This window comes from Enterobacter sp. DVT3837 (assembly GCF_056238685.1).
In genome coordinates, this window is record NZ_JBWDLA010000001.1 from 565,392 (window position 1) to 582,821 (window position 17,430).

The 17,430-nt window shown below is 53.0% G+C and carries 14 protein-coding genes, 2 tRNA genes and 2 rRNA genes; 4 read left to right on the forward strand and 14 right to left on the reverse strand.

All coding sequences use genetic code 11. From position 1 onward, the window contains the following. Positions 1–8 precede the first annotated feature (8 nt). The 6 genes from AC0XWG_RS02820 to dnaQ all read right to left on the reverse strand — a co-directional run bounded on the left by AC0XWG_RS02820 (position 9) and on the right by dnaQ (position 5,650). Entirely contained in the window at positions 9–1,523 is a 1,515-nt protein-coding gene (locus AC0XWG_RS02820) for an ABC transporter substrate-binding protein (protein ID WP_206616259.1), read from the reverse strand. Positions 1,524–1,525: 2 nt separating this feature from the next. Then, on the reverse strand, positions 1,526–2,608 hold the full coding sequence (locus AC0XWG_RS02825; RefSeq protein ID WP_475680359.1) for an ABC transporter ATP-binding protein: 1,083 nt from the start codon (positions 2,606–2,608) through the stop codon (positions 1,526–1,528). Further along, positions 2,605–3,618, reverse strand: coding sequence for an ABC transporter ATP-binding protein (locus AC0XWG_RS02830; protein WP_475680360.1), 1,014 nt, complete (start codon positions 3,616–3,618; stop codon positions 2,605–2,607). The genes AC0XWG_RS02825 and AC0XWG_RS02830 overlap by 4 nt, the downstream gene beginning before the upstream one ends. Then, positions 3,615–4,334 carry a FadR/GntR family transcriptional regulator gene (locus tag AC0XWG_RS02835; RefSeq protein WP_108090747.1) on the reverse strand — a complete coding sequence of 240 codons (720 nt, stop codon included), beginning with the start codon at positions 4,332–4,334 and terminating at the stop codon, positions 3,615–3,617. The genes AC0XWG_RS02830 and AC0XWG_RS02835 overlap by 4 nt, the downstream gene beginning before the upstream one ends. 376 nt (positions 4,335–4,710) lie before the next feature. Continuing rightward, positions 4,711–4,787 (reverse strand) — tRNA-Asp (locus AC0XWG_RS02840). 131 nt (positions 4,788–4,918) lie between these two features. Beyond that, positions 4,919–5,650: a DNA polymerase III subunit epsilon gene (dnaQ, locus tag AC0XWG_RS02845; protein ID WP_075204687.1), complete on the reverse strand. Its 732-nt coding sequence runs from the start codon at positions 5,648–5,650 to the stop codon at positions 4,919–4,921. 64 nt (positions 5,651–5,714) lie between these two features. Here dnaQ and rnhA point away from each other — a divergent pair, with 64 nt between their 5' ends. Beyond that, positions 5,715–6,182, forward strand: coding sequence for a ribonuclease HI (rnhA, locus tag AC0XWG_RS02850; protein ID WP_028017739.1), 468 nt, complete (start codon positions 5,715–5,717; stop codon positions 6,180–6,182). Here rnhA and AC0XWG_RS02855 read toward each other — a convergent pair. Then, positions 6,179–6,898 (reverse strand): class I SAM-dependent methyltransferase, encoded by a 720-nt coding sequence (locus tag AC0XWG_RS02855; protein WP_108090748.1) that lies wholly within the window; start codon positions 6,896–6,898, stop codon positions 6,179–6,181. The two genes, rnhA and AC0XWG_RS02855, sit on opposite strands and share 4 nt — an antisense overlap. A gap of 32 nt (positions 6,899–6,930) precedes the next feature. Here AC0XWG_RS02855 and gloB point away from each other — a divergent pair, with 32 nt between their 5' ends. Continuing rightward, on the forward strand, positions 6,931–7,689 hold the full coding sequence (gloB, locus tag AC0XWG_RS02860; protein WP_049005846.1) for a hydroxyacylglutathione hydrolase: 759 nt from the start codon (positions 6,931–6,933) through the stop codon (positions 7,687–7,689). Between the two features lie 68 nt (positions 7,690–7,757). After that, entirely contained in the window at positions 7,758–9,122 is a 1,365-nt protein-coding gene (mltD, locus tag AC0XWG_RS02865; RefSeq protein ID WP_462073096.1) for a murein transglycosylase D, read from the forward strand. 52 nt (positions 9,123–9,174) lie between these two features. Here the strand turns inward: mltD and AC0XWG_RS02870 are convergent, their stop codons facing one another. From AC0XWG_RS02870 to AC0XWG_RS02880, 3 genes are all read right to left on the reverse strand, one after another. Further along, positions 9,175–9,948: a class I SAM-dependent methyltransferase gene (locus AC0XWG_RS02870; protein WP_475680361.1), complete on the reverse strand. Its 774-nt coding sequence runs from the start codon at positions 9,946–9,948 to the stop codon at positions 9,175–9,177. 75 nt (positions 9,949–10,023) lie between these two features. After that, positions 10,024–10,824: an endonuclease/exonuclease/phosphatase family protein gene (locus tag AC0XWG_RS02875; RefSeq protein ID WP_028017744.1), complete on the reverse strand. Its 801-nt coding sequence runs from the start codon at positions 10,822–10,824 to the stop codon at positions 10,024–10,026. A 136-nt stretch (positions 10,825–10,960) separates the two neighbouring features. Then, on the reverse strand, positions 10,961–12,136 hold the full coding sequence (locus AC0XWG_RS02880) for an MFS transporter (RefSeq protein ID WP_028017745.1): 1,176 nt from the start codon (positions 12,134–12,136) through the stop codon (positions 10,961–10,963). A 104-nt stretch (positions 12,137–12,240) separates the two neighbouring features. On the opposite strand from AC0XWG_RS02880, the gene yafC reads away from it, so the two are divergent. Then, on the forward strand, positions 12,241–13,146 hold the full coding sequence (gene yafC / locus AC0XWG_RS02885; protein ID WP_028017746.1) for a DNA-binding transcriptional regulator YafC: 906 nt from the start codon (positions 12,241–12,243) through the stop codon (positions 13,144–13,146). Positions 13,147–13,177: 31 nt separating this feature from the next. Here yafC and dkgB read toward each other — a convergent pair whose 3' ends face one another. From dkgB to AC0XWG_RS02905, 4 genes are all read right to left on the reverse strand, one after another. After that, complete coding sequence (gene dkgB / locus AC0XWG_RS02890) at positions 13,178–13,981, reverse strand: 2,5-didehydrogluconate reductase DkgB (RefSeq protein ID WP_475680362.1); 804 nt, start codon at positions 13,979–13,981, stop codon at positions 13,178–13,180. A gap of 162 nt (positions 13,982–14,143) precedes the next feature. Then, positions 14,144–14,220 (reverse strand) — tRNA-Asp (locus AC0XWG_RS02895). Positions 14,221–14,275: 55 nt separating this feature from the next. Next, positions 14,276–14,391 (reverse strand): 5S ribosomal RNA (gene rrf, locus AC0XWG_RS02900). A 70-nt stretch (positions 14,392–14,461) separates the two neighbouring features. Then, positions 14,462–17,366, reverse strand: a 23S ribosomal RNA gene (locus AC0XWG_RS02905). Positions 17,367–17,430: the final 64 nt, after the last annotated feature.

Sequence of the window (17,430 nt, forward strand, 5' to 3'; positions counted from 1 at the left end):
CAGGACGTTTATTTCGCCAGCGTCAAACCGGCCAGACGCACGATGCCGTCCGGGTACGGCTTAAAGCCCTGCACGCTTTTGTTCAGGCCAAAAATGCGCGGCTCGAAGTAGAGGTAGGCAATCGGCATATCGGTTTGCAGTTGCTTCACCACTTTCTCGTACAACGGCTGGCGTGCGGCCTGATCGGTGCTCTGACGCGCCTGAGTCAACCATTCATCTACCTGAGCATTACTGTAACGGCCGTCGTTTAAAGTGCCTTTGCTGTTAATGAAGCCAAAGATGCTGCCATCCGGATCGGGACGACCGGACCAGCCGGAGAAGCTCAACTGATAGTCACCGTTCTGCTGGCGATCCAGCAGCGTGGCGAATTCAGTCATCTGCAGGTTCAGGTTAAAGCCCGCCTCAGCGACCATCGCCTGCAGCACCTGACCGACCTGCTGCGATGTTGGGTTGTTCGGCACCAGCAGGTTGACGGTCAGCGGCGTGGCGACGCCTGCCGCTTTCAGCAGCGCTTTGGCTTTGTCGACATCGCGCGGTGGTACCGGCAGGTTGACGTGATACGGGCTCACCGTTGAAAACGCCTGGTTGGCTGGCGAATACAGCCCTTCAAAGACCACCTGATTTAGCGCATCGCGGTCAATTGCCTGAGAAAACGCCTCGCGCACGCGGGCGTCCTTGAACGGATCGTTCGCTGGCACCTTCCCGTTATTAATGTTGAAGGTAATGCCCTGATAACCCAGACCGGTGACCTTCGCCAGCGCCAGCTTGCTGTCAGCTTCCACAGTCTTCACGTCGCTGGCGGCGATGCCTTCAGTCAAGTCGAGATCGCCCGCGCGCAGGTTCGCGAGGCGCACGGAGGCATCCGGGATCGGCAGATAGATAATTTTGTCGAAGTGGTAGGCGTCTTTGTTCCAGTAGTTGTCGAAACGCGTCAGGACGATGCGGTCCTGCGACACGCGGCTGTCGAATTTATACGGACCGGAACAGACGGGATGCGCGGCAAAATCCGGTTTTTTTGCCGCTTCGGGTGCCATCATCGCGCCCGCGCGGTCGGTGAGTTGCATCAGCAGCGCGGCGTCCGGCGTTTTCAGGTGCAGGGCAATCTGCATCGGGCCAGTGACTTCAACGGACTCCACGGAGGAAATCTCGCTTTTACGCAGGGAGCCTTTTAAGGTCAGGGCACGGTCGAGGTTGTATTTTGCGGCGGCAGCATCGAATTTCTCACCGTCGTGGAAGGTGACGCCCTCACGCAAATTCAGGGTTAGAGTTTTACCGTCGTCGCTCCACGCCCAGTCTTTCGCCAGACCGGGGATAACCTTCAGGTTTTCATCCACGTCCACCAGCCTGTCGCACAGGGAGGCAAACACGAAGCGGCCATAGTAGGTGCGCGCCAGATGCGGGTCGAGCATGTCCGGGTCAGCGCCCAGACCAATTCGCAGCACGCTTTCAGAATGGGCGGGCAGCGCCGCGCCGAGCAACATGACACTTCCCAGTACGGTCAAAAGAGAATTACGCATTGTCATTATCATGAGTTCCTTGAAGGAAGGGAGGAGTGAGATGCCGCGTGTTCAAACAGCGCGCGGCGGCGCAGAAAGGCAGTAGATGGCGGAGCAATCTGGATAACGCTGCGATCGCGATTAATGTCCTGCCAGCGATGGCAGGCCACCTGACGTCCACCGTCCAGTACCTGATTTATCGGTTCCACCTGGCGGCATTCGTCGGTGACGTACGGGCAACGGGTGTGGAACCGGCAACCAGATGGTGGGCTGGACGGGTTCGGTAAGTCCCCCTGCAGCAGCGGCGCGTCACGTTCAACGCCTGGCTGCATCTGCGGCGCAGAGGCGATAAGTGCCTGGGTATAGGGGTGTAGCGGCGCATCAAAAATTTCTTCAACAGTCGCAAGCTCGACGATTTGCCCAAGATACATCACCGCCACGCGGTCGCTCATGTGGCGGATAACGGCCAGGCCGTGGGCGACAATCACCATCGTCAGCCCCAGCTGGTGCTTCAGGCTTTCGAGCAGGTTCACTACCTGCGCCTGAACGGACACATCCAGCGCGGATACCGGCTCATCACCCAGCAGCAGCTTCGGTCCCGAGGCCAGCGCGCGCGCAATGCCGATACGCTGGCGCTGCCCGCCGGAAAACTCGTGCGGATAGCGCCCAGCCCAGGCGGCAGGCAAACCTACGGTTTTAAGAAGCTCCGCGACGCGGTACTGACGGTCCGCTTTCTTCATGTTCTGGTGCAGCCACAGCGGTTCACCGACGATCTGCTCCACCGTCATGCGCGGGTTCAGCGAGGCGAAGGGATCCTGAAAGATAATCTGCAGCTCGCGCCGGAGCTGATTCAGACGAGCACCCGAGGCATGCGTGATCTCCTCCCCCTGGTAAAACACACGCCCTTCACTGGCGGCCAGCAAACGCAGCAGCAGACGACCGAGTGTAGATTTACCGGAACCAGACTCACCCACAATCGCCAGCGTTTCCCCCGGCATAACGGAAAGTGAAACGCGATCGACTGCCGTGACAAACTTCGCCGGGGTAAACAGTTTTTTCGGGCCGGGGAAGAGCTTGCTCAAGTCACGGGCTTCAAGAATGGGCGTAGTCATGCAATGTCTCCCAGGGCAATGTGTTGCTCCAGCGGCACGCGGAAGCAGGCAACCTGATGACCCGCGCCGAGCGTATTGAGCGAAGGTTTTTCATCATGGCAGCGTGACTGCGCAAACGGGCAACGGGTAGCGAAACGGCAGCCTTTCGGCATAAATTCTGGCAGTGGCACCGAGCCTGGAATGGTGGAGAGCTGCCCCTTACGTGCCCCAAGAGAAGGAATCGACCCCATCAGGCCGATAGTGTACGGATGCTGCGGATCGGCAAAGATGGCCTCAACGCTCCCCTGCTCTACCACCTGACCGGCATACATCACCGCCACCTGCTGGGCGACTTCTGCCACAACACCTAAATCGTGAGTGATCATCAGGACCGCCGTGCCGGTCTCTTCTTTGAGGGTGTTCAGCAAGGTGAGAATTTGCGCCTGGATCGTCACGTCAAGGGCTGTGGTCGGTTCATCGGCAATCAGCAGTTTCGGGTGGTTAATCAGCGCCATCGCAATCATCACGCGCTGGCGCATTCCGCCGGAAAGCTGGTGGGGATATGCTTTCAGGCGCATCTCTGCCGCCGGGATCTGTACCTTCTCGAGGATCTGCAGCGCGACATTCATCGCCTCTGCGCGCGAGACACTCTGGTGTCGCATGACCGCTTCGCTAAGCTGGTCCCCCAGCGTAAACGCCGGATTGAGCGAGGTCATCGGCTCCTGGAAAATCATCGCCAGTTCGCTGCCACGCAGGTCAGTGTATTCCCGAGGCGAAAGCTTGCGGAGGTTGTGACGGCGAAACTGCATCTCCCCGCTGACGATCTGCGCGCTGGCGGGCAGTAACCCCATTAACGCCAGTGAGGTGATACTTTTTCCGCATCCAGACTCTCCCACCAGCGCCAGCGTTTCGCCCGCTTTAATTATCAGTGAAATACCATCAAGGACGCTCACAGGCGAGCCTGCGAATTTAACGTTGAGATTATGCAGGTTCAGTACAGGCGCAGTGTCCTTAAACGGAATCGTCGTCATAGCGTGAAGTCGTCCTCAAGGTGGATAGCATGGATCAGGGCGGTTTGCAGGCTGAGCAGGTGTTCGCGCATGGCGGCCGCGGCCTCATTAGGCTGGCGATGGATAATCGCAGACATGATCTTGTGATGGTGGTCGTTGTAGCTATCGACGCGTTCGGGGGTGCGGGCTAATTCGCGCAGATGCTGCCAGCCCGGTTCACGTCTGACGGCATCAATGGCATCAAACAGGCCGAGCATCAGGCGATTACCCGCAGCTTCCGCAATCGCCCGGTGAAAGGCGCTGTCCCACAGTTCGTTGAGATCGCGGTCATCCGGGCTGACCTTATCAATGCGTTCCAGCATGCGCTGCATCAGCGCGAGGTTTTCCCTGGTGGCACGCAGTGCCGCAAGCCGGGCTAAGCCGGGTTCGAGCTGCAGACGAGCTTCCATCACTTCCAGAAGGTTGGTTTGCTGAACCAATCCCTGAAGGGCCAGCGGTTCAACCGGGGCAGCCGGACCGATAAAAGTCCCTTTGCCCTGTTTACGCCAGATGCGCCCCTCTTCTTCCAGCACATCCAGCGCACGACGCACTTCACGTCGTCCTACGCCGAGAGTTTCCGATAGCTCACGTTCTGTGGGCAGCGGAGTGCCTGGTGTTGACTCGTGCTGGTTGATTAACCCGCGCAGTTGTTCAAGCGCGGTGCTGGAATTTGCCAGAAACCGTGACGGTTTTTCCATATTGGTTCGCTCGCTTTCATCATTACTTTATTTTTATTAACGATAAGTTATTGATATGAAATGAAGCTTATCGTGCTAATGATTAAGCAATAACCAAACCAATATTCAATTGGTTCAGGTGTTTTTTGGAAAGCGAGTGATAAGAGGATGATTTTTCGTGATTTATATTTACAAAGTGACACATTCCGACAGGCGCCAGAAGAGACGACGGGAGGCTAAATGCACAGTATCAGTGCAAATAACGCACTAATGTTGTGCATATGTTAATTAATTGCACCGCTAAAATTAACTTTTTGTTAATAACAGAAGGAAGGGTAATTCGGAAAGTGGAAACGACGAAGGCCTGAATCATTTCTGATTCAGGCCTTCTGAATAGTGGCGGAACGGACGGGACTCGAACCCGCGACCCCCTGCGTGACAGGCAGGTATTCTAACCGACTGAACTACCGCTCCACTGTTCCCGTTTGGGGAACGAGGCGCATATTACGGTGTGCCTCTGATCTCGTCAACGCTTTTTCTCACGTTTTGAATCGTTTGCTGCAAAAATCGCCCAAACGATGTTTTTACAAGCATTCCGGCGCTTTTCAGGCGCGCCACATACAACTTCCACCTTTCTTCAGCACCAGATCGAGTCGGGATTCGTGATTAAGAAGCTCTTCATCACTGGCTAAAACAACCCGCAACCGACTTGCCTGGCGGACAACACGCTGAATTCCCGCCTCGCCCTGCGTCTGCTGAGATTCATTTTCCATGCTGAACTTCATTGACGTCTGTCCACCGGTCATCGTCAGATAGACATCGGCCAGGATCTGGGCATCGAGTAATGCCCCGTGCAGCGTTCGCTTGGTATTGTCTATTTCGTAGCGGGAACAGAGCGCATCAAGGCTGTTACGCTTGCCGGGGAACATTTTCCTCGCCAGCGCCAGGCTGTCTGTTACCTTACAGAAGGTGTTTGTCTTCGGGATATCACGATTAAGCTTGCTGAATTCATAATCCATAAAGCCGATATCGAACGAGGCGTTATGGATGACAAGTTCCGCGCCCCTGATGTATTCCAGGAACTCGTCAGCGACATCCGCAAAAGTCGGCTTATCCAGCAAGAACTCATCGGCAATACCGTGAACGCCGAACGCTTCGGGATCTACCAGCCGATCGGGTTTGAGGTAGACGTGGAAGTTGTTCCCCGTAAGACGACGGTTCACCACTTCAACGGCACCGATCTCGATAATCTTGTGCCCTTCGTAGTGCGCGCCGATCTGGTTCATACCGGTGGTTTCGGTATCGAGGACAATCTGGCGAGTAATTGCAGTGCTCATAGCGGTCATTTATGTCAGACTTATCGTTTAACTGAACGTTTCAATTACAGGAAGTCTACCAGAGATGCGTAAACAGGTAGAAATTTTCACCGATGGATCTTGTCTCGGCAACCCAGGGCCTGGCGGCTATGGCGCGATTATGCGCTATCGCCAGCACGAAAAAACTTTTAGCGAAGGCTATTTTCTGACCACCAACAACCGAATGGAATTGATGGCGGCCATAGTGGCACTGGAGGCGTTAAAAGAGCATTGTGACGTGGTGTTAAGCACCGATAGCCAGTACGTACGTCAGGGGATAACCCAGTGGATCCATAACTGGAAAAAACGCGGCTGGAAGACCGCTGATAAGAAGCCGGTCAAGAACGTCGATCTCTGGAAACGTCTTGATGCGGCGCTGGGCCAGCACGAGATTAAATGGGAATGGGTTAAAGGCCACGCCGGTCACCCGGAAAACGAACGCTGCGACGAACTGGCGCGTGCTGCGGCATCCAATCCCGCACATGAAGATGCGGGCTATCAGCCCGACGTTTAATCGGTTTTTTTGTATTGCCGCGTTGCACCAACAGTTTGACGGATATGCGTTTTCGTTTTGCTCTGCTTCATTGGATTAAGCGTAAGAGGGATAGTGCGCTTACGTGCAACGATGAACTGCATGCAGCCTAAAGCGGGCAAATGCGTGCTCAACAGTACACCTCCCTGCCGCGCCCAGGGGAGCACCTGAAAACCGCCGTAGCAGAGCACCTCAAAGTTTAGCAGTGAAAGCCAGTCGAGCTGGCGCATCATCGTGAACATCCGGCTGTTATAAGGTGGAGTTCTGCGTAACACGGGTACCAGCTTGCGCAGGCCCATCAAACTCAGAGGATTAAACCCGCTGAGTACCAGCCAGCCATCATCAATCAGAACACGGTCGGCTTCACGCAGCAAGCGATGGGGATCGCTACACCAGGGCAGTGTATGGGCAAGCAAACACGCATCAACGGACTTTTCCGCAAATGGCAGATGCAATGGGTCTGCTTTCACCTGAACCGGCGATCCGCCGAGCGAGACATTGACCTGATGTGAGATAGCGCAGCTTTCGGTATTGATTTCCGCGCTGAGATTGCCAATCTTAAGCAGGTGAAAGCCATACATTTTCGCAAGCCAGGGCTTCAGTTGTTGCTCTAAGGCCTCGCGATAGTATTCACCCCAGGGCAATTCCGCCCAACGCTCCGGTGCTGCGACAGTCTGAGGTATCCTTGCCGGTTTCATCAAAACACCTGCCACGTTATTAGAGGTAATGTATGAATCTTATCAGTATTCCTGCTTTTGAGGACAATTACATCTGGGTTTTGGTTGACGATGATCGTCGATGCGTCATTGTTGATCCCGGAGAAGCCGCCCCTGTATTACGTGCAATAAAAGAGAATGACTGGCAGCCAGAAGCCATTCTCTTGACGCATCATCATCACGATCACACTGGCGGCGTTCCCGAGCTGCGGGCCCATTTTCCCCATCTGGTGGTTTACGGACCGGCAGAGACACAAGATAAGGGAACAACCCGGATAGTCCAGGAAGGCGAAAAGATCCTCATACACCAGTGGGAATTTTCCGTATTTGCCACACCAGGTCACACTTTGGGACATCTGTGTTTCTACAGCAAACCTTATCTTTTTTGTGGCGACACACTGTTCTCTGGAGGCTGTGGAAGACTTTTCGAAGGCACAGCAACCCAGATGTATCAGTCCTTACAGAAAATTAATGCCCTACCCGATGACACGCTTATTTGTTGCGCACATGAATATACATTAGGAAATATGAAGTTTTCCGTTAACCTCTTACCCGAGGATCGCGCGATCCAGGATTATTATCACAAAGTGAAGGAGTTACGTGCAAAAAACCAAAACACACTCCCCGTAATTCTGAAAAATGAGCGCAAGATTAATTTATTTTTACGAACAGATGATATTGATTTAATTAACAAAATTAACCAAGAAACAAATTTGCAACAACCAGAGCAGCGTTTTGCATGGTTAAGGTCAAAGAAAGATAACTTCAGATAATTGCGGGTTGCCTTTTCAAAATTTCGCCGTTATCATCGCTCGTCTTTTAAGCAACTATTGACACACACATGAAGGCAAAAGCGATATTACTCGCCTCTGTCCTGCTTGTAGGTTGCCAGTCGCAGAACGGCAGCAACGTACAACAGCACGCACAGAGCCTTTCTGCAGCTGGTCAAGGGGAAGCAGGGAAGTTTACAAGTTCGGCGCGATGGATGGACGATGGAACATCATTCGCGCAGGATCAAGACTTGTGGACCTCTATTGGCGACGAGCTAAAGATGGGAATTCCGGAAAACAGCCGGATTCGCGAACAGAAACAGAAGTACTTAAGAAATAAGAGCTATCTCCACGATGTAACGTTACGGGCAGAGCCGTATATGTACTGGATAGCCGGGCAGGTGAAGAAACGTAACATGCCTATGGAGCTGGTACTCCTACCCATAGTGGAGAGCGCTTTTGACCCACACGCAACGTCTGGCGCCAATGCCGCAGGCATTTGGCAGATCATTCCGAGCACCGGGCGAAACTATGGTCTGAAACAGACTCGCAGCTATGATGCGCGTCGTGATGTTGTCGCTTCAACGACAGCCGCTCTCGACATGATGCAACGTCTTAACAAGATGTTTGATGGCGACTGGCTGTTAACGGTCGCAGCGTACAATAGCGGCGAAGGTCGTGTACTGAAGGCAATGAAAGCGAATAAAGCACGGGGTAAATCCACCGATTTTTGGTCGCTCTCACTGCCACAGGAAACAAAGATTTACGTACCGAAGATGCTGGCATTGAGCGATATTCTCAAGAACAGCAAGCGTTACGGTGTACAACTGCCAACACCAGACGAAAGTCGTGCACTGGCGCGCGTTCGCCTCAGCAATCCAGTTGATATTCAACAGGTTGCAGATATGACGGGTATGTCGGTAAGTAAATTGAAAACCTTTAATGCTGGCGTTAAAGGCTCAACGCTGGGGGCAAGTGGCCCGCAGTACGTAATGGTTCCGCAGAAACATGCTGAACAGTTACGTGAGTCTTTAGCTTCTGGTGAAATTGCAGCCGTTCAGTCAACGCTGATCGCGGACGCTTCATCAGTCAACAGCCGCAGTTATAAGGTTCGTTCAGGTGATACGCTTTCGGGTATTGCATCACGTCTTGGCGTGACAGCAAGCGATCTGCAGCAGTGGAATAACCTGCGCAGTTCAGGCCTTAAAGTGGGTCAAACTCTGACGGTGGGTGCAGGTAGCAGTGCACAGCGTCTCGCCAGCAACAGCGATAGCATCACCTATCGCGTGCGTAAAGGCGATTCACTGTCCAGTATCGCAAAACGCCACGGCGTGAACATCAAAGATGTGATGCGCTGGAATAATGATACTGACAATCTGAAACCAGGCGACCAGTTGACGCTGTTTGTGAAGAACAGCGCCACGCCAGACTCCTGAGAACACGATGGAAAGATAAAAAGGCACCGATTCCCCTCGGTGCCTTTTTTGTTTATCCCGCTTTTTGCGCTTCAGTCATGATGGTATCGCTGGTAAACGAACCATCCTCCTGTAATTCAAAGTAAGCCTTCACCTCTGCGGACGCACTCTGCTGATACAACCGAATAGCGTGACTTAATGCCTCCGGAGTGCGCATACGGGCGATCCATGAGCTGAATTCCAGCGGTAAGCGATCGGTTATTAATGAGCGCGAAATCAATCCCGCCTCGGTAATGAGCGATAACCACTCTCCACTGGAGTAGTTTTGCACATGCGAGGTATCGCGCAGTGCTTCCACCGTCTGCAGCCAGATATTGCGCACCGGGTGTCCCGGAGACATCACATCCATAATGATAAGAACACCACCCGGCTTCAGGACACGTTTTACTTCACGTAATGCCTGGCCAACATCATGCCAGTGATGTGCGGAATAACGGCTGATAACCACCTCAAACGAAACATCTTCAAAAGGTAAAGATTCGGCATAGCCCTGGCGCGTATCAATGTTTTCCAGCCCCTTCGCTTTCGCCGCCTCGGCAACCACCGCCAGCATCTGGCTGGATAAGTCATACGCAGTAACGTGCGCGACCTGTTGTGCAGCCGTAAAGCTGGCATGCCCTGCCCCGCAGCCTAAATCCAGTACGTGTGCCTGCGGGAACGCAGCCAGACGTTCACCGAGACGCACCAGATCGCGGCCGGAAGCATGTACGGCGCTGCTCAGATACGCATTTGCCTGAGAGCCAAACTGTTTTTCTACGTTGTCATGATGGGAGTGTGTTGTTGTCATCGTACTGTCCTTTGTTGGTAAAAAATAAAGGGCAGCACCCGAACAGGCCTGCCCCACGGCAGACCTGACACACCATTATTTATCAGGTTTGCCGGGACTGAATTCCACTAGTAGAGGATTGTGATCGGAGGCGCGCGTCACCAGAACGGAGGCGTCATGCACGCTCAAACCGCGATAGAAGACAAAATCGAGAGGACGACCAAAGGCTTTCTTGCGTTGGTCATCGCTAAAACGAACTTCACGCAGCGACATCTCGCGCGCAAAGCGATACAGGGCATTCATGCGCGGACGGCTCCAGGCATTGAAATCGCCTGCCATAATGATGGGGCCGCTGTGATGGGCAATCTGATCGCCAATTGGAAGTAACTGCTTACTGTAGACATCCACGCCCAGGCTGAAGTTTACCGCATGGATATTCACGACCATCAACATTCGGGTGTCCGGCAACGGGTAGACCGTGACCAGCGCCGATTTCGCCAGACGCAGGATAGGCTCACGTTCGCGCAGAGGACAGCAATAGACCGGATGCGCTGAAGAGAGTGTCATCACACCTGAGGGATGTTGCGGCAGGACAAACGCGGGAACCTGATCGGCGGCAAGATAGTTCGTGGTGGCAAACCGCACCAGCTCAGGGGTGGTTTGCGCCTCCTGGAGCAGAACCAGATGGGCATCTTTTCCAAAATTCTTAAGTACCGATAACCATTCCGCACGCTGCTGCTTAAAGATATTCCACACCAGTACACGGATTTTCTCATCGCTGCTTAACGGTGTGCCGGCAGGTAATGCCTGGCTTATGCTCGCAAACGACCCCGGAGGCAAGATCCTCTCCGCTGGCATTCCGGCAACATAACGCATGGCATAGGTATTTTTTCGCACTTTTGGAAACAGCCTCTGTAACATGAACCAGCCCTGAAAACGGACTGGTTCTAATGTTATAGGGACTTTAGGTTACACTTTCAACGCAATTTCTGAGAAACCGCTTTCCAGTTTTGTAAGCAAGCACTTACTGATGTTACCCCAGTGCTACCCGAGTTGGTCTATCAAGGCGTCCACTCAGACCAATCAACAGGAAGGCTACAAGCACGATCGCAGCACCAATCCATGGCGTTTGCGCCAGTCCAAAATGTTCAACCGTCTGCCCACCCACAATGGAGCCAATAGCAATGCCGATATTAAAAGCGGCAATGTTCAGGCCGGATGCCACATCCACCGCGTTGGGCGTATACAGTTCTGCTTTCTGTACCACATAAACCTGAAGGCCCGGCACGTTACCGAAGGCAAAGATCCCCATGACCAGGACAGTGGCCAGTGCGGCGTATTGCATTGATGCTGTGAACTGGAACACCAGCAGCAAAACAACCAATGCTGCAAAGATGAATTTGAGAGCGGGAACCGCACCATGTTTGTCTGCTAGTTTGCCGCCCCAGATATTACCTATTGCGACGGAGATGCCGTAGCCCAGCAAAATCCAGCTCACCGCATTCGGGGAGAAGCCTGCGAGATCCTGCATCATCGGTGCCAGGAAAGTAAAAGCAGTGAATACACCACCATAGCCCAGTGCGGTCACGGCATAAATGATCAACAGGCGCGGATGCGTCAGAACCTTTAGCTGGTCGCGCAGGCTGGCGCTCGCACGACCAGGTATATTCGATGGCACCAACAGAAAACTGGCTACCAGAGCAATCACACCCAGTAAAGAAACCGCCAGGAAGGTTTCACGCCAGCCGAAGTGTTGGCCGATAAATGTCCCCAGCGGTACGCCTGTAACAAGCGCGACAGTCAGTCCACCAAACATAATCGCAATGGCTGATGCCGCTTTCTCTTTGGGTACCAGACTTGTGGCAATGGTAGAACCAATTGAGAAAAAGACACCATGAGCAAGGCCGGTCAGCAGGCGGGCAATCACCAGTGTGGTGTAATCCGGGGATTGCCAGGCCAGAACGTTACCCGCTGTGAACAACACCATTAGTGCCACCAACAGTTGCTTGCGAGGGAATCGACCGGTGAGTGCCGTCAATACAGGCGCACCGACAGCAACACCCAGTGCATAAATAGATACCAGCAGCCCGGCAGATGGCAGCGAAATCGCAAGCTGGTCGGCGATGGTAGGAACCAGTCCTACGATAACAAATTCGGTCGTGCCAATTGCAAAGGCACTGATCGTGAGGGCAAGTAGCGCCAGTGGCATAAAATACTCCGTCTCTTCAGGATTAAGATGACAGGCAGTATGCGCCAGTGCTTAAATAACAAAAATGGTCAAAATATCAATTGAATTTTGCAGGTGGTGCAACAATGAAAGCAACGTCGGAAGAGCTGACAATCTTTGTCGCCGTCGTCGAAAGCGGCAGTTTTAGCCGTGCGGCTGAACAGTTAGGGCAGGCTAACTCGGCCATCAGTCGCTCGGTGAAAAAGCTGGAGATGAAGCTTGGAGTCAGTCTGCTCAACCGTACGACGCGGCAGCTCAGCCTGACGGAAGAAGGAGAGCGCTATTTCCGCCGTGTGCAGTCCATCCTGCAAGAAATGGCCGCTGCAGAGACGGAGATTATGGAAACCCGCAGCACACCACGTGGATTACTGCGCATTGATGCGGCCACGCCGGTTGTGCTTCACTTTCTGATGCCGCTGATCAAACCTTTCCGCGAACGCTATCCGGAGATGACGCTCTCTCTGGTCTCCTCAGAGACGTTTATCAATCTTATCGAACGGAAAGTGGATGTGGCCATCCGGGCAGGAACCCTGACAGATTCAAGCCTGCGCGCCCGCCCACTGTTTGCGAGCTACCGCAAAATTATCGCCTCACCGCAGTATATTGCAGAGCATGGAAAACCTGAGACGGTTGAAGAGTTAAAGCAGCATCTGTGCCTGGGCTTTACGGAACCTGTGTCGCTGAACACCTGGCCTGTCGCCTGCCCTGACGGTCAGTTACATGAGATCACCTGCGGGTTGTCGTCTAACAGCGGGGAGACGCTGAAGCAATTATGCCTTGAAGGTAACGGGATCGCCTGTCTGTCTGACTACATGATTGATAAAGAGATTGCGCGTGGCGAACTGGTGGAACTGATGGCAGATAAACGTCTGCCGGTCGAAATGCCGTTTAGTGCGGTGTATTACAGTGACAGAGCGGTAAGCACGCGTATTCGTGCCTTTATTGACTTCCTGAGCGAGCATATAAAAACAGCTCCCGAAGGAGCTGTATGAGGGTTTCAGGATACAAAAGGTGGGGTCAAACTTAATCCCAGTGAGGGGCTAACCCTTCCGGGCTGACCAGGCGATCGTTGCAATCCAGTGCGGCGATCGCTTTTTTGTCTTCGTCGTCAAGCTGGAGATCCTGTGCTAACAGGTTGCTGGCCAGGTTTTCACGTTTAGTTGAAGATGGGATCACGGCATAACCTTCACCCATTGCCCACGCCAGGATGACCTGAGCTGCAGTCACATTATGTTTTGCTGCGATGCGTGCAATCACTTCATCTTTCAATGCTTTGCCATAAGCCAGCGTCATATAAGACGTAATATGAATGCCATGCTGTTTTGCCCAGTCAACAACTTTGCGGTTTTGCAGGTAAGGTGACAGTTCAATCTGGTTAGTCGCAATATTTTCTGCACCAACGGCCGCAATTGCTTTTTCCATCAGCGGAATAGTGAAGTTAGAAATACCAATTTCACGGGTTAAGCCCTGTTTTTTCGCCTCCAGCAATGCCTGCATGAATTCTTCCACTGAAACAGCATCATTCGGTGAAGGCCAGTGGATCAGAGTCAGATCGACGTAATCAGTACGCAGTTTTTTCAGACTCTCTTTCAGGCTGGGGATCAGTTTGTCCTTGCTGAGATTCTCAATCCAGATTTTAGTGGTGATAAACAGTTCATTGCGCGGGACACCACTCTCTTCGAGCGCTTGTCCAACGGCAGCTTCGTTTTCATAGATCTGTGCCGTATCAACTGCACGATAGCCCAGTTCGAGTGCGGTTTTAACTGATGCGATAACAACGTCGTCTTTCAGGCGGAAAGTGCCCAGACCAAATGCAGGGATAGTCATGTAATTCCTCGTTAATCATAGTTTTCGTTAACTGAGGAAGATTATCGCTATTGTCGTTATTCAGAAAAAGAGCGTAAAAAGCAGAGGATTTTTGCTAATTAAGCAATAATTATACGACAGATAAGAAAAAGCCCTGAGCGTTAACTCAGGGCTTTTAATAAGTGGCGGAACGGACGGGACTCGAACCCGCGACCCCCTGCGTGACAGGCAGGTATTCTAACCGACTGAACTACCGCTCCACCGAAGACTGCTGTAACCACCGGATTTATGCACCGGCTTACTACTTAATTTGATGCCTGGCAGTTCCCTACTCTCACATGGGGAGACCCCACACTACCATCGGCGCTACGGCGTTTCACTTCTGAGTTCGGCATGGGGTCAGGTGGGACCACCGCGCTAAAGCCGCCAGGCAAATTCTGTTAATCTGTATCAAAGCTGAAAATCTTCTGTCTCTCTTCGCCGAAACAGCTTCGGCGTTGTAAGGTTAAGCCTCACGGTTCATTAGTATCGGTTAGCTCAACGCATCGCTGCGCTTACACACCCGACCTATCAACGTCGTAGTCTTCAACGTTCCTTCAGGACCCTTAAAGGGTCAGGGAGAACTCATCTCGGGGCAAGTTTCGTGCTTAGATGCTTTCAGCACTTATCTCTTCCGCATTTAGCTACCGGGCAGTGCCATTGGCATGACAACCCGAACACCAGTGATGCGTCCACTCCGGTCCTCTCGTACTAGGAGCAGCCCCCCTCAATTCTCCAGCGCCCACGGCAGATAGGGACCGAACTGTCTCACGACGTTCTAAACCCAGCTCGCGTACCACTTTAAATGGCGAACAGCCATACCCTTGGGACCTACTTCAGCCCCAGGATGTGATGAGCCGACATCGAGGTGCCAAACACCGCCGTCGATATGAACTCTTGGGCGGTATCAGCCTGTTATCCCCGGAGTACCTTTTATCCGTTGAGCGATGGCCCTTCCATTCAGAACCACCGGATCACTATGACCTGCTTTCGCACCTGCTCGAGCCGTCACTCTCGCAGTCAAGCTAGCTTATGCCATTGCACTAACCTCCTGATGTCCGACCAGGATTAGCTAACCTTCGTGCTCCTCCGTTACTCTTTGGGAGGAGACCGCCCCAGTCAAACTACCCACCAGACACTGTCCGCAACCCGGATTACGGGTCTACGTTAGAACACCAGCCATTAAAGGGTGGTATTTCAAGGGCGGCTCCACGCAGACTGGCGTCCACGCTTCAAAGCCTCCCACCTATCCTACACATCAAGGACCAGTGTTCAGTGTCAAGCTATAGTAAAGGTTCACGGGGTCTTTCCGTCTTGCCGCGGGTACACTGCATCTTCACAGCGAGTTCAATTTCACTGAGTCTCGGGTGGAGACAGCCTGGCCATCATTACGCCATTCGTGCAGGTCGGAACTTACCCGACAAGGAATTTCGCTACCTTAGGACCGTTATAGTTACGGCCGCCGTTTACCGGGGCTTCGATCAAGAGCTTCGCGTTGCCGCTAACCCCATCAATTAACCTTCCGGCACCGGGCAGGCGTCACACCGTATACGTCCACTTTCGTGTTTGCACAGTGCTGTGTTTTTAATAAACAGTTGCAGCCAGCTGGTATCTTCGACTGATTTCAGCTCCACCCGCAGGGGCTTCACCTACATATCAGCGTGCCTTCTCCCGAAGTTACGGCACCATTTTGCCTAGTTCCTTCACCCGAGTTCTCTCAAGCGCCTTGGTATTCTCTACCTGACCACCTGTGTCGGTTTGGGGTACGATTTGATGTTACCTGATGCTTAGAGGCTTTTCCTGGAAGCAGGGCATTTGTTACTTCAGCACCGTAGTGCCTCGTCATCACACCTCAGCGTTAATAAGGTACCGGATTTACCTGGAACCTCCGCCTACATGCTTAAACCGGGACAACCGTCGCCCGGCTAACATAGCCTTCTCCGTCCCCCCTTCGCAGTAACACCAAGTACAGGAATATTAACCTGTTTCCCATCGACTACGCCTTTCGGCCTCGCCTTAGGGGTCGACTCACCCTGCCCCGATTAACGTTGGACAGGAACCCTTGGTCTTCCGGCGTGCGGGCTTTTCACCCGCATTATCGTTACTTATGTCAGCATTCGCACTTCTGATACCTCCAGCACCCCTCACAGGACACCTTCAACGGCTTACAGAACGCTCCCCTACCCAACAACACATAGTGTCGCTGCCGCAGCTTCGGTGCATGGTTTAGCCCCGTTACATCTTCCGCGCAGGCCGACTCGACCAGTGAGCTATTACGCTTTCTTTAAATGATGGCTGCTTCTAAGCCAACATCCTGGCTGTCTGTGCCTTCCCACATCGTTTCCCACTTAACCATGACTTTGGGACCTTAGCTGGCGGTCTGGGTTGTTTCCCTCTTCACGACGGACGTTAGCACCCGCCGTGTGTCTCCCGTGATAACATTCTTCGGTATTCGTAGTTTGCATCGGGTTGGTAAGCCGGGATGGCCCCCTAGCCGAAACAGTGCTCTACCCCCGAAGATGAGTTCACGAGGCGCTACCTAAATAGCTTTCGGGGAGAACCAGCTATCTCCCGGTTTGATTGGCCTTTCACCCCCAGCCACAAGTCATCCGCTAATTTTTCAACATTAGTCGGTTCGGTCCTCCAGTTAGTGTTACCCAACCTTCAACCTGCCCATGGCTAGATCACCGGGTTTCGGGTCTATACCCTGCAACTTAACGCCCAGTTAAGACTCGGTTTCCCTTCGGCTCCCCTATACGGTTAACCTTGCTACAGAATATAAGTCGCTGACCCATTATACAAAAGGTACGCAGTCACACCACGAAGGTGCTCCCACTGCTTGTACGTACACGGTTTCAGGTTCTTTTTCACTCCCCTCGCCGGGGTTCTTTTCGCCTTTCCCTCACGGTACTGGTTCACTATCGGTCAGTCAGGAGTATTTAGCCTTGGAGGATGGTCCCCCCATATTCAGACAGGATACCACGTGTCCCGCCCTACTCTTCGAGTTCACAACCTGTGCATTTTCGTGTACGGGACTATCACCCTGTACCGTCGGACTTTCCAGACCGTTCCACTAACACACAAGCTGATTCAGACTCTGGGCTGCTCCCCGTTCGCTCGCCGCTACTGGGGGAATCTCGGTTGATTTCTTTTCCTCGGGGTACTTAGATGTTTCAGTTCCCCCGGTTCGCCTCGTTAACCTATGTATTCAGTTAACGATAGTGTGACGAATCACACTGGGTTTCCCCATTCGGACATCGCCGGGTCAAAGGTTCATATCACCTCGCCGGCGCTTTTCGCAGATTAGCACGTCCTTCATCGCCTCTGACTGCCAGGGCATCCACCGTGTACGCTTAGTCGCTTAACCTCACAACCCGAAGATGTTTCTTTCGATTCATCATCGATTTGCGAAAATTTGAGAGACTCGAACA

Coding starts and splice junctions, on each gene's coding strand:
- AC0XWG_RS02820 (WP_206616259.1), bottom strand. CDS start 1,523: ATGACAATGCGTAATTCTCTTTTGACCGTACTGGGAAGTGTCATGTTG.
- AC0XWG_RS02825 (WP_475680359.1), bottom strand. CDS start 2,608: ATGACTACGCCCATTCTTGAAGCCCGTGACTTGAGCAAGCTCTTCCCC.
- AC0XWG_RS02830 (WP_475680360.1), bottom strand. CDS start 3,618: ATGACGACGATTCCGTTTAAGGACACTGCGCCTGTACTGAACCTGCAT.
- AC0XWG_RS02835 (WP_108090747.1), bottom strand. CDS start 4,334: ATGGAAAAACCGTCACGGTTTCTGGCAAATTCCAGCACCGCGCTTGAA.
- dnaQ (WP_075204687.1), bottom strand. CDS start 5,650: ATGAGCACTGCAATTACTCGCCAGATTGTCCTCGATACCGAAACCACC.
- rnhA (WP_028017739.1), top strand. CDS start 5,715: ATGCGTAAACAGGTAGAAATTTTCACCGATGGATCTTGTCTCGGCAAC.
- AC0XWG_RS02855 (WP_108090748.1), bottom strand. CDS start 6,898: ATGAAACCGGCAAGGATACCTCAGACTGTCGCAGCACCGGAGCGTTGG.
- gloB (WP_049005846.1), top strand. CDS start 6,931: ATGAATCTTATCAGTATTCCTGCTTTTGAGGACAATTACATCTGGGTT.
- mltD (WP_462073096.1), top strand. CDS start 7,758: ATGAAGGCAAAAGCGATATTACTCGCCTCTGTCCTGCTTGTAGGTTGC.
- AC0XWG_RS02870 (WP_475680361.1), bottom strand. CDS start 9,948: ATGACAACAACACACTCCCATCATGACAACGTAGAAAAACAGTTTGGC.
- AC0XWG_RS02880 (WP_028017745.1), bottom strand. CDS start 12,136: ATGCCACTGGCGCTACTTGCCCTCACGATCAGTGCCTTTGCAATTGGC.
- yafC (WP_028017746.1), top strand. CDS start 12,241: ATGAAAGCAACGTCGGAAGAGCTGACAATCTTTGTCGCCGTCGTCGAA.
- dkgB (WP_475680362.1), bottom strand. CDS start 13,981: ATGACTATCCCTGCATTTGGTCTGGGCACTTTCCGCCTGAAAGACGAC.